Origin of the sequence: Pseudomonas sp. 14A, from assembly GCF_018132745.1 — a bacterium.
In the GTDB taxonomy this organism is placed as follows: Bacteria; Pseudomonadota; Gammaproteobacteria; order Pseudomonadales; family Pseudomonadaceae; genus Aquipseudomonas; species Aquipseudomonas mercuritolerans.
Genome location: NZ_JAGRQJ010000014.1, coordinates 185598 through 197682, shown reverse-complemented (window position 1 = coordinate 197682; position 12085 = coordinate 185598). Strand labels below are relative to the sequence as shown.

The 12085-nt window shown below is 61.1% G+C and carries 11 protein-coding genes; all 11 read right to left on the bottom strand.

Features of this window, described 5'->3' with window-relative positions; genetic code table 11:
- Positions 1–34: 34 nt before the first annotated feature.
- Entirely contained in the window at positions 35–1888 is a 1854-nt protein-coding gene (gene nuoL, locus PS14A_RS15595; RefSeq protein WP_024013419.1) for an NADH-quinone oxidoreductase subunit L, read from the bottom strand.
- A complete protein-coding gene (nuoK, locus tag PS14A_RS15590) occupies positions 1885–2193 on the bottom strand; it encodes an NADH-quinone oxidoreductase subunit NuoK (RefSeq protein WP_003180046.1) in 309 nt (102 codons plus the stop codon). Before nuoK ends, nuoL begins: the two co-directional genes overlap by 4 nt.
- Before the next feature lie 3 nt (positions 2194–2196).
- A complete protein-coding gene (gene nuoJ / locus PS14A_RS15585) occupies positions 2197–2697 on the bottom strand; it encodes an NADH-quinone oxidoreductase subunit J (RefSeq protein WP_007951462.1) in 501 nt (166 codons plus the stop codon).
- A 9-nt stretch (positions 2698–2706) separates the two neighbouring features.
- Complete coding sequence (nuoI, locus tag PS14A_RS15580; RefSeq protein WP_016775283.1) at positions 2707–3255, bottom strand: NADH-quinone oxidoreductase subunit NuoI; 549 nt, start codon at positions 3253–3255, stop codon at positions 2707–2709.
- 11 nt (positions 3256–3266) lie between these two features.
- Positions 3267–4274, bottom strand: coding sequence for an NADH-quinone oxidoreductase subunit NuoH (gene nuoH / locus PS14A_RS15575; protein ID WP_016775282.1), 1008 nt, complete (start codon positions 4272–4274; stop codon positions 3267–3269).
- A complete protein-coding gene (gene nuoG / locus PS14A_RS15570) occupies positions 4271–6985 on the bottom strand; it encodes an NADH-quinone oxidoreductase subunit NuoG (RefSeq protein WP_212616670.1) in 2715 nt (904 codons plus the stop codon). Before nuoG ends, nuoH begins: the two co-directional genes overlap by 4 nt.
- A gap of 136 nt (positions 6986–7121) precedes the next feature.
- Positions 7122–8477, bottom strand: a complete 1356-nt coding sequence (nuoF, locus tag PS14A_RS15565; protein WP_024013417.1) for an NADH-quinone oxidoreductase subunit NuoF — start codon at positions 8475–8477, stop codon at positions 7122–7124.
- Positions 8474–8971, bottom strand: coding sequence for an NADH-quinone oxidoreductase subunit NuoE (nuoE, locus tag PS14A_RS15560; RefSeq protein ID WP_003223804.1), 498 nt, complete (start codon positions 8969–8971; stop codon positions 8474–8476). Before nuoE ends, nuoF begins: the two co-directional genes overlap by 4 nt.
- A gap of 2 nt (positions 8972–8973) precedes the next feature.
- Positions 8974–10758 carry an NADH-quinone oxidoreductase subunit C/D gene (nuoC, locus tag PS14A_RS15555; RefSeq protein WP_041477079.1) on the bottom strand — a complete coding sequence of 595 codons (1785 nt, stop codon included), beginning with the start codon at positions 10756–10758 and terminating at the stop codon, positions 8974–8976.
- Positions 10759–10827: 69 nt separating this feature from the next.
- On the bottom strand, positions 10828–11502 hold the full coding sequence (locus PS14A_RS15550) for an NADH-quinone oxidoreductase subunit B (RefSeq protein WP_016775278.1): 675 nt from the start codon (positions 11500–11502) through the stop codon (positions 10828–10830).
- Positions 11503–11512: 10 nt separating this feature from the next.
- The gene (locus tag PS14A_RS15545; RefSeq protein WP_003223812.1) at positions 11513–11926 is read right to left on the bottom strand and encodes an NADH-quinone oxidoreductase subunit A; all 414 of its coding nucleotides are present in this window, start codon (positions 11924–11926) and stop codon (positions 11513–11515) included.
- Positions 11927–12085 lie beyond the last annotated feature (159 nt).

Genomic DNA, 12085 nt, shown 5'->3' with positions numbered 1-12085 from the left:
GCTCGTTTCCTTTCGCAAATTCGCAAGGTTCATATCAGACCGCTACCAGCACGATGGCGCCGATCACCAGCACGGCACCAGCAGCCATCGAGGCGGCGTACCAACGCAGTTGACCGGTCTCGGTGCGGCTCAGGGCAGTGTGACCACCCTTGGCCATACGCGGGATCAGACCGATGGTCTGGTCGAGCGGGTCTTTGCGCAGTACATGGCTGATCGCAAGGTACGGCTTGACGAACAGTTTGTCGTAGATCCAGTCGAAGCCCCAGGCAGCGAACCACCAGGCCGAAAGGAAACGGCCGATGCCGCTGTTGGCGATCGCCGTGACGAAGCGACGCTTGCCGAGGAACAGCAGCGCTGCCAGCAGGATACCGGCCAGGGCGATGGCGCCCGAGGCGATTTCCAGACTGTGCTTGGCCTCGCCACCGGCATGCCCGACGCTTTGCGGCAGCACGCCGTGCAGCGGCGGCACGATCATCGCGCCGACGAAAGTCGACAGCACGATCAGTACCGACAGAGGCAGCCAATGGGCAATGCCGTGGCCGGCGTGGGCTTCGGTCTTGGCTTCACCGTGGAACGCGATGAAGATCAGGCGGAAGGTATACAGCGACGTCATGAACGCACCCACCAGACCTGCGTAAAGCAGACCCTGGTTGCCGCTGGCGAACGCTTCCCAGAGGATTTCGTCCTTGGAGTAGAAGCCTGCGGTAACCAGTGGCAGAGCGGCCAGTGCAGCACCGCCGACGATGAAGCTGGCGTAGGCCAGTGGCAATTTCTTCCACAGACCGCCCATCTTGAAGATGTTTTGCTCGTGGTGGCAGGCAACGATCACCGCACCGGAAGCAAGGAACAGCAGGGCCTTGAAGAAGGCGTGGGTCATCAGGTGGAAGATCGCGCCTTCCCAGGCGCCAACGCCCAGCGCCAGGAACATGTAGCCGATCTGGCTCATGGTCGAGTAGGCGAGGATACGTTTGATGTCGGTCTGCACCAGCGCGGCAAAACCGGCCAGTACCAGGGTCACGCCACCGACGATGCCGACGAGGTGCAGGATGTCCGGCGCCAAGGCGAACAGACCATGGGTACGGGCGATCAGGTAGACACCGGCGGTCACCATGGTCGCGGCGTGGATCAGTGCCGAAACCGGGGTAGGACCGGCCATCGCATCCGCGAGCCAGGTTTGCAGCGGAAGTTGCGCCGATTTACCGACAGCACCACCGAGCAGCATCAGGGTTGCCAGAACGATCCAGAAGTCACCGACCTTGAAGTGCTCCGGCGCACGTACCAGCAGTTCCTGGACGTTCAGCGTGCCCAGTTGCTGGAACAGGATGAACAGGCCGATGGCCATGAACACGTCGCCGATGCGGGTGACGATGAACGCTTTGAGTGCGGCGTTACCGTTGTTGCGGTTGCTGTAGTAGAAACCGATCAACAGGTACGAGCACAGGCCCACGCCTTCCCAGCCGAAGTAGATGAACAGCAGGTTATCGCCGAGGATCAGGAACAGCATGCTGGCGATGAACAGGTTGGTGTACGAGAAGAAGCGCGAGTATCCGTCTTCACCACGCATGTACCAGGACGCGAACAGGTGGATCAGGAAGCCGACGCCGACGACCACACCGAGCATGGTCACCGAGAGGCCATCCAGATACAGCGCGAAGTTCGGCTGGAAACCTTCCACCGACATCCAGCGCCACAGCACCTGGGTGTACACGCCACCCTCCGGCGGTGCGACGTTGAATTGCCAGATCACGTAAGCGGTGACGATAGCCGACAGGCCGATCGAACCGACACCGATCAGCGCCGAGAGGTTTTCCGAGAAGCGGCCGCGCGAGAACGACAGCAACAGGAACCCGATCAGAGGGAATACGAAAGTCAGAAAGAGTAGGTTCATCCGCGCATCTCACTGGCAGCGTCGATATCGAGCGTGTGGAAGCGGCGATACAGTTGCAGCAGGATCGCCAGGCCAATACTGGCCTCGGCCGCTGCAAGGCTGATCACCAGGATGAACATGATCTGTCCATCCGGCTGCGCCCAGCGGGCGCCCGCGACGATGAAGGCCAGGGCAGAGGCGTTCATCATCACTTCCAGACTCATCAACACGAACAAAATGTTGCGGCGGACCATCAGGCCGACCAGACCAAGGCAGAACAGGATGCCGGCGACGGCCAATCCATGTTCGAGAGGGATAGCAGGCATGTCTTACTCCTTCGCCTCGTTACGGCCCAAATGGAACGCCGTGACGGCTGCGGCGAGCAGCAGCATCGAGGCGAGTTCGACCACCAGCAGGTACGGGCCGAACAGGCTGATGCCCACGGCTTTCGCGTCTACGGTGGTGTGGCCGATGGCCTGGCCGCTCTGGTGAGCGAACAGCACATACAGCAGTTCGGCCAGCAGCAGCGCGGCAAGAATCACCGGTCCGGCCCAGATGCCGGGCTTGAGCCAGGTGCGTTCCTGCTGCACCGAGGCGGGACCGAGGTTGAGCATCATCACCACGAATACGAACAGCACCATGATGGCGCCGGCGTAGGCGATCACTTCAAGGACGCCGGCGAACGGCGCGCCGAGGGCGAAGAAGGTCATGGCCACGGCGATCAACGAGATGATCAGGTAGAGCAGGGCGTGCACGGGGTTGGTGTTGGTGACCACACGCAGCGTGGACACCACAGCAATACCCGATGCGAAATAGAAAGCGAATTCCATCGTTCTTCCTTAAGGCAGCAAGCTCTTCACGTTGATCGGTTCGGCTTCGTTCTGCGCAGCGCCTTTCGGCTTGCCAGCGATTGCCATACCTGCAACACGATAGAAGTTGTAATCAGGGTTTTTGCCGGGGCCGGAGATCAAAAGATCTTCTTTCTCGTACACCAGGTCCTGACGTTTGAACTCGGCCATCTCGAAATCCGGGGTCAGCTGGATCGCGGTGGTCGGGCAGGCTTCCTCGCAGAGACCGCAGAAAATGCAGCGCGAGAAGTTGATCCGGAAGAAGTCCGGGTACCAGCGACCGTCTTCGGTTTCAGCTTTCTGCAGCGAGATGCAACCCACCGGGCAGGCCACGGCGCACAGGTTGCAGGCTACGCAGCGTTCTTCGCCATCGGGGTCGCGGGTCAGGACGATGCGGCCACGATAGCGCGGCGGCAGGTAGACCTGCTCCTCGGGGTATTGCAGGGTGTCGCGCTTGCGAAAGCCATGGCCGAAAACCATGACCAGGCTGCGCAACTGGGTACCGGTACCCTTAACGATGTCGCCAATATATTTGAACATGGGTCAAATCCTCACTGAACCGCAACCGCAGGCGTGTTCATCAACACAACCGCAGCGGTCACCAGCAAATTGATCAGGGTCAGTGGCAGGCAGAATTTCCAGCTGAAATCCATCACCTGGTCATAACGCGGACGCGGGATCGAAGCGCGCAGCAGGATGAACAGCATGATGAAGAACGCGGTCTTCAGTGCGAACCAGACGAAGGACAGTTGCGGCAGGATGCCGAACGGACCGTGCCAGCCACCGAAGAACAGGGTGACCAGCAGCGCCGAGATCAGGATGATGCCGATGTATTCACCGACGAAGAACATGCCCCATTTCATACCGGCGTATTCAATGTGGTAACCGTCGGCCAGTTCCTGTTCCGCTTCCGGCTGGTCGAACGGGTGACGGTGAGTCACGGCGACGCCAGCGATGAAGAAGGTACAGAAGCCGAAGAACTGCGGAATGATGAACCACAGGTTCTGCGCCTGGTACTCGACGATGTCGCGCATGTTGAACGAGCCGACCTGGACCACGATGCCCATCAGGGCCAGGCCCATGAACACTTCGTAGGACACGGTCTGCGCCGAGGCACGCAAGCTGCCGAGCAGGGCGAACTTGTTGTTGCTCGACCAGCCGGCGAACAGCACCGCATACACCGACAGACCGGCCATGGCGAAGAAGAACAGCAGGCCGATGTTCAGATCCGCCACGCCCCAGGTTGGGGTGATCGGGATGATCGCGAAGGCGATCAGCAGGGCGGACATGGCCACCACCGGCGCCAGGGTGAAGATCACCTTGTCGGCGAACGGCGGGGTCCAGTCTTCCTTGAAGAACATCTTCAGCATGTCGGCGGCGATCTGGAACATGCCGAACGGGCCAACGCGGTTCGGACCGTAACGGTCCTGCCACCAGCCCAGCAGGCGACGTTCGACAAAGCTGAGCAAGGCGCCTGCAACCACTACGGCCAGCAGGATCACGATGGCTTTGATGACCGTCAGGATCACATCGATCACTTCAGGGGTGAACCAGGTCATTGCGCTGCCTCCTGCAGACCGTCGACGGACACACCGGCGAATGCCGGTGGAATGCCGGCGATGCCCGCAGGCAATGCCACCAGACCGGCGCCCAGTTCTTCATTGATGCGCAGCGGCAGACGCAATGTCTGCCCGGCAACGTTCAGGCTCAGCAGGGCACCGTCGTTGACGCCGAGGCGATCCGCTTCGGATTTCGCCAGCGCTACGTAAGGTGCCGGAATGCGTTCCTGTACCGGGGCGGCTTTCGAAGAGTTTTCTTCGCTGCCGAACAGGTGGAAGAACGGCACGGCTTGCCAGGTACCCGGCGCCGGGTTGAACGCACGCGGGGCAGCAGCGAACCAGTTCAGCGAATCACCGGTGCTTTCGATCAGGCGTGCGCCCGGGTCGCCAGCGCGCAGATGACCACCGACTTCGTCCTGGAACTTGTTCCACGCTTGTGGCGAGTTCCAGCCCGGCGACCATGCGAATGGCACCTGCTGACGCGGTTCGGCGGAGCCCGAGTAACCTTCCATGGAGAAGGCGAACGCGGTGTCCTGGTCTTGCGGGGTGCGTGGTTCGTGAACGCTGATGTCGGCGCGCATGGCGGTGCGACCGGAATAACGCAGCGGCTCACGGGCCAGTTTCAGACCCTTGATGCGGAAAGCAGCCGACGGTGCAGCATCGACGATACGTGCCAGTTGCGCGGTGCTCGAGGCAACGGCAGCGGTGACATGGTCGAGTTGCGTCCAGTCGATCGGCTGGTTCAGCAGGGTCGCGCGCAAGGCGTGCAGCCAGCGCCAGCCTTCGTGCACCAGAATGCTCGCATCCATGTATTGCGGATCGAAAACCTGGAAGAAACGCTGGGCGCGGCCTTCCTGGCTGACCAGCGTACCGTCGCCCTCGGCGAAGCTCGCCGCTGGCAGAACCAGGTGCGCGCGATCGGTGGTGGCGGTTTTCTGATGGTCAGCGACGATCACTACTTTCGCGGCATTCAGCGCAGCATCGACCTTGGTTTTGGCGGTGCGGGTGTACAGATCGTTTTCCAGCACGACGATAGCGTCGGCCTTGCCATCGATGACCGCTTGCAGCGCGGCGTCGACCGATTCGCCACCGAGCATGGCCAGACCGAGGCTGTTGGCTTCCGGCACGATCAGGCTGATCGAACCGTTCTTCTCGCGCAGCTTCAGGGCTTTGGCGATGTTCGCGGCAGCTTCGATCAGGGCTTTGGAGCCCAGCGAAGTACCGGCGATGATCAGCGGACGCTTGGCGGCGAGCAGGGCATCGGCGATGCGCTGCGCCAGTTCCAGGGCTTCGGTGTCCAGACCTTCAACGGCCGGGGCACTGGCATCCAGAGCATGCGCAACGGCGAAACCGATGCGCGCCAGATCGTCGGGAGCGGCGTGTACGCACTCTTCGGCAACGTCGTCGAGCTTGGTTTCGGCGAGGCTGGCGATGAACAGTGGGTTCAGCGCGTGCTGGCCGATGTTCTTCACCGCCGCGTCGAGCCAAGGCTGGACGCGCATGGCTTCGGCCATGTCTTCAGCCTTGCCCTTGACCGACTGACGCAGAGCCAGCGCCATACGCGCAGCGGTCTGGGTCAGGTCTTCGCCGAGAACGAAGATCGCGTCGTGGTCTTCGATGTCGCGCATGTTCGGCACTGGCAGCGGGCTGTCGTTCAGCACCTGCAGGACCAGACGGATGCGCTCCAGCTCGGAGGCTTCGATACCCGAATAGAAGTGCTCGGCACCAACCAGTTCGCGCAACGCGTAGTTGCTTTCGAGGCTGGCTCGCGGCGAACCGATGCCGACGATGTTGCGCCCGCGCAGCAGGTCGGCGGCTTTGTCCAGCGCAGCGTCGAGGCCGAGCTTGGTGCCATCGGCCAGCAGCGGCTGACGTGGACGGTCAGTGCGGTTGACGTAGCCGTAGCCGAAACGGCCACGGTCGCAGAGGAAGTACTGGTTCACCGAACCGTTGAAACGGTTTTCGATACGACGCAGTTCACCGTAACGCTCGCCCGGGGAGATGTTGCAACCGCTCGAGCAGCCATGGCAGATGCTTGGCGCGAACTGCATGTCCCACTTGCGGTTGTAGCGCTCGGAGTGAGTCTTGTCGGTGAACACACCGGTCGGGCAGACCTCGGTGAGGTTGCCGGAGAACTCGCTTTCGAGGGTGCCGTCTTCAACGCGACCGAAGTACACGTTGTCGTGGGCGCCGAACACACCGAGGTCGGTGCCGCCGGCGTAGTCCTTGTAGAAACGCACGCAGCGGTAGCAAGCGATGCAGCGGTTCATTTCGTGGGAAATGAACGGGCCCAGTTGCTGGTTCTGGTGAGTGCGTTTGCTGAAGCGATAACGGCGCTCGTTGTGGCCGGTCATCACTGTCATGTCTTGCAGGTGGCAGTGACCGCCTTCCTCGCACACCGGGCAGTCGTGCGGGTGGTTGGTCATCAGCCATTCGACAACGCTGGCGCGGAACGCCTTGGATTCTTCATCGTCGATGGAGATCCAGGTGTTGTCGGTGGCCGGGGTCATGCAGGACATGACGATGCGACCACGGGTGTCGTTCTCGTCGGTGTACTGCTTGACCGCGCACTGGCGGCAGGCCCCGACGCTACCAAGCGCGGGGTGCCAGCAGAAATATGGAATGTCGAGGCCCAGCGACAGACATGCCTGTAACAGGTTGTCTGCCCCGTCGACTTCGAGCGCTTTGCCGTCTACGTGGATAGTGGCCATGGTTCAAAGGTCTTCGTTGGCCCGGTGTCAGCGGGCGTGGCTAATGGAATCTTGTTATGCGTCCGAATCCAAACAGCCCCGAAGGGCGTCATCGGACGAAAGGCGAAGGGCACGGACCCTTCGCCTTTTTAAGCGTTTACGCGCCGACTACGATCGGCCTTGCCAGAGGCGGGACGGCGGCGCTGACAGGCGCGATACCGGCTTCGAACTCTGGACGGAAGTATTTGATGGCGCTGCCCAGCGGCTCCACGGCACCCGGTGCGTGAGCACAGAAGGTCTTGCCCGGGCCGAGGAAACCGACCAGACCCAGCAGGGTCTCGATGTCGCCCGGCTGGCCCTTGCCCTGTTCGATGGCCATCAGGAGCTTGACGCTCCATGGCAGACCATCGCGGCACGGGGTGCAGAAACCGCAGGATTCGCGCGCGAAGAACTGCTCCATGTTGCGCAGCAGCGAGACCATGTTGACGCTGTCATCCACCGCCATCGCCAGACCGGTACCCATCCGGGTGCCGACCTTGGCGATGCCGCCGGCATACATTTGTGCGTCGAGGTGCTCAGGCAGGAGGAAACCGGTACCGGCGCCCCCTGGTTGCCAGGCCTTGAGCTTGAAGCCGTCGCGCATGCCGCCGGCGTAGTCTTCGAACAGCTCGCGACCGGTGACGCCGAACGGCAGCTCCCACAGGCCCGGGTTCTTGACCTTGCCGGAGAAGCCCATGAGCTTGGTGCCCATGTCTTCGGAACCTTCGCGGGCCAACGATTTGTACCAGTCAACGCCGTCGGCAATGATCGCCGGCACGTTGCACAGAGTTTCGACGTTGTTCACGCAGGTCGGCTTGCCCCACACGCCGACGGCGGCAGGGAAGGGCGGCTTGGAGCGCGGGTTGGCGCGGCGGCCTTCAAGGGAGTTGATCAGTGCGGTTTCTTCACCGCAGATGTAACGCCCGGCGCCGGTGTGGACGAACAGCTCGAAATCAAAACCCGAACCGAGAATGTTCTTGCCCAGCAGGCCGGCCGCCTTGGCTTCTTCCACGGCACGGTTGAGGTGCTTGGCGGCGGTGGTATATTCGCCGCGCAGGAAGATGTAGCCACGGTAGGTTTTCAGCGCGCGGGCACTGATCAGCATGCCTTCGATCAGCAGATGGGGCAGTTGCTCCATCAGCATGCGGTCTTTCCAGGTGTTCGGCTCCATTTCATCCGCGTTGCACAGCAGGTAGCGGATGTTGATGGATTCGTCCTTGGGCATCAGGCCCCACTTCACGCCAGTGGGGAAGCCGGCACCGCCGCGACCCTTAAGGCCAGCGTCTTTGACGGTCTGGACGATCGCGTCCTGATCCATCTCGGCGAAGGCTTTGCGTGCAGCGGCGTAACCGTTCTTGGCCTGGTACTCGTCGAGCCACACGGCTTCGCCGTCATCGCGCAGACGCCAGGTCAGCGGGTGTGTCTCGGCCGAACGCTGGATGCGGTTGGCTGGACCAAAAGATGTCAGGGTCATACGTAGCCCTCGAGCAGTTTGGCCACGCCAGCAGGCTGCACGTCGCCAAAGGTGTCGTCGTCGATCATCAGCGCCGGTGCCTTGTCGCAGTTGCCGAGGCAGCAGACGGGCAGCAGGGTGAAACGACCGTCGGCGGTGGTCTGACCCAGGCCGATGCCCAGATTGTTCTGGATTTCGCTGACCACCGACTCGTGGCCGCCGATGTAGCAGACCATGCTGTCGCAGACGCGAATGATGTGGCGGCCGACCGGTTGACGGAAGATCTGGCTGTAGAACGTCGCCACGCCTTCAACGTCGCTGGCCGGAATGCCGAGGATCTCGCCGATCGCGTACAGGGCGCCATCCGGCACCCAGCCGCGTTCCTTCTGCACAATCTTCAGGGCTTCGATCGACGCCGCGCGCGGGTCTTCGTAGTGATGCAGCTCGTGCTCGATGGCCGAGCGCTCGGTTTCACTCAAGGTGAAACGGTCTGTCTGGATAAGCGTGCTGTTCATGCTTAGCGGTCCACGTCGGCCATAACGAAGTCGATACTACCCAGGTACGCAATCAAGTCCGCGACCATGCTGCCTTTGATCACCGAAGGGATCTGTTGCAGATGCGGGAAGCTCGGAGTACGGATCCGGGTACGGTAGCTCATGGTGCCGCCGTCGCTCGTCAGGTAATAACTGTTGATGCCCTTGGTCGCTTCGATCATCTGGAAGGATTCGTTGGCCGGCATGACCGGGCCCCACGAAACCTGCAGGAAGTGCGTGATCAGGGTTTCGATGTGCTGCAGCGTGCGCTCTTTCGGCGGCGGCGTGGTCAGCGGGTGATCCGCCTTGTACGGGCCTTCCGGCATGTTGCGCATGCACTGGTCGATGATCTTGATGCTCTGGCGCATCTCTTCGACGCGGACCATGCAGCGGTCATAGGCATCGCCGTTGACGGCCAGCGGCACTTCGAATTCGAAGTTCTCGTAGCCCGAATACGGACGCGCTTTACGCAGGTCGAAATCGCAACCGGTAGAACGCAGGCCGGCACCGGTGACGCCCCATTCCAGGGCTTCTTTGGTGTTGTAGGCGGCAACGCCCACGGTACGCCCCTTGAGGATGCTGTTCTGCAGGGCGGCCTTGGTGTATTCGTCGAGACGCTTGGGCATCCACTCGACGAAATCCTTGACCAGTTTTTCCCAGCCGCGCGGCAGGTCGTGGGCGACGCCGCCGATGCGGTACCAGGCCGGGTGCAGACGGAAACCGGTGATGGCTTCGATCACCGTGTACGCCTTCTGGCGGTCGGTGAAGGTGAAGAACACCGGGGTCATGGCGCCGACGTCCTGGATGTAGGTACCCAGGAACAGCAGGTGACTGGTGATCCGGAAGAACTCGGCCATCATGATGCGGATGACGTCGACCTTCTGCGGCACCTTGATGCCGGCGAGCTTCTCGACCGAGAGCACGTACGGCAGGTTGTTCATGACGCCGCCGAGGTAATCGATGCGGTCGGTGTACGGAATGTAGCTGTGCCAGGACTGACGCTCGCCCATCTTCTCGGCGCCACGGTGGTGGTAACCGATGTCCGGGACGCAGTCGACGATCTCTTCGCCGTCCAGCTGCAGGATGATGCGGAACGCACCGTGCGCCGAGGGGTGGTTCGGGCCGAGGTTGAGGAACATATAGTCCTCGTTGGCACCGGACCGCTTCATGCCCCAGTCTTCCGGACGGAAGCGCGCGGCTTCCTCTTCCAACTGCTGCTTGGCGAGGTTGAGGCTGTACGGATCGAATTCGGTGGCGCGCGCCGGGAAGTCCTTGCGCAGCGGGTGACCTTCCCAGGTCGGCGGCATCATGATGCGCGACAGGTGCGGGTGGCCTTTGAAGTCGATGCCGAACATGTCCCAGACTTCACGTTCGTACCAGTTGGCGTTGGGCCAGATGCTGGTGACGGAAGGCATGCTGAGGTCGCCTTCGGACAAGGCCACCTTGATCATCACGTCACTATTACGCTCCAGCGACATGAGGTGATAGAACACGGTGAAATCGGCGCCGGTCGGCAGCCCTTGACGCTTGGTGCGCAGACGCTCGTCCACGCCGTGCAGGTCATAGAGCATGACGTACGGCTTGGGCAGGTTGCGCAGGAAAGTCAGGACTTCAACCAGTTTGGCACGGGCCACCCACAGCACCGGCATGCCGGTGCGGGTTGCCTGCGCGGTGAACGCTTCGGCGCCAAAACGGTTGTTCAGTTCGACGACCACATCCTGGTCGTCTGCCTTGTAAGGCGGGATGTACAGAGCACTGCCTGTAGTCATGGTTATTTTTTCGCTTTCGGTCAACGTAAAGAATGAAGCCAGCTTCTCGTTACTTGGAACAGAACTGGATCAGACTTCGTCAGGGCTGCGCAGATTGGTGACTGCGATTCGCTGTTCGCGGCGCTGTTCCTTCTGCGATGGCATGTCGGCGCGATACACGCCTTGATCACCAACGACCCAGGAAAGCGGACGACGCTCCTGTCCAATCGATTCCTGCAACAGCATCAAGCCTTGCAGAAATGCTTCCGGACGGGGCGGGCAGCCAGGTACGTAGACGTCCACGGGCAGGAACTTGTCCACCCCTTGAACCACGGAGTAGATGTCGTACATGCCGCCGGAGTTGGCGCACGAACCCATGGAGATAACCCATTTCGGCTCGAGCATTTGCTCGTAGAGACGCTGGATGATCGGCGCCATCTTGATGAAGCAGGTACCGGCGATAACCATGAAGTCGGCCTGACGCGGCGAGGCCCGGATGACTTCGGCGCCGAAGCGCGCGATGTCGTGGGGCGCCGTGAAGGCGGTGGTCATTTCCACGTAGCAGCACGACAGGCCGAAGTTGTACGGCCACAGGGAGTTCTTACGTCCCCAGTTGACCGCGCCACTCAGCACGTCTTCCAGCTTGCCCATGAAAATGTTTTTGTGGACTTGATCTTCTAACGGATCGGCAACGGTTTCCCGCTGGCCAATCGGATACTGCTCGTTAGGAGCATCGGGGTCGATCCTGGTGAGATTGTATTGCATTGCCAAAGCCTCATTGTTTCAGCTTCGCCTGCCGCTTGCGACGAGCTTCCGGAGCCCAGTCAAGGGCGCCCACTCGGAACAGGTAGACAAGACCTGCCAACAGAATTGCTATGAAAACGAGAGCTTCGACGAATCCGGTCCAGCCGCTTTCGCGGACGGACACAGACCATGCAAAGAGAAAGAGGGCTTCGATATCGAAGATCACGAAGAGCATCGCGACCAGATAGAATTTGGCTGAGAGCCGCAAGCGGGCGCCACCGGTAGGTAGCATGCCCGACTCGAACGGTTCGTTTTTGCTGCGACCCCAGGCTTTTGACCCGAGGAGGCTGGAGACGCCAAGCATGAAGGCACACAGGCCGACGACACCCAGAAGGAAAATGGCAAAGCCCCAGTTGTGGGCCATGAGTCCTGTCGCTTCGGGCATGCTGGTAATCCTTAACAGAGAGCAAAGGTCTCTGAGCTTGATAAAGAAATAAGGCAGTGACGATATGTCGCAGCAATCAATCGGGCTGATTTTATGGCTAAACACCCGGCAAGTAAAATTCCAAAGGCGAAATTATTTACCGGATTAAGGACATAGCGC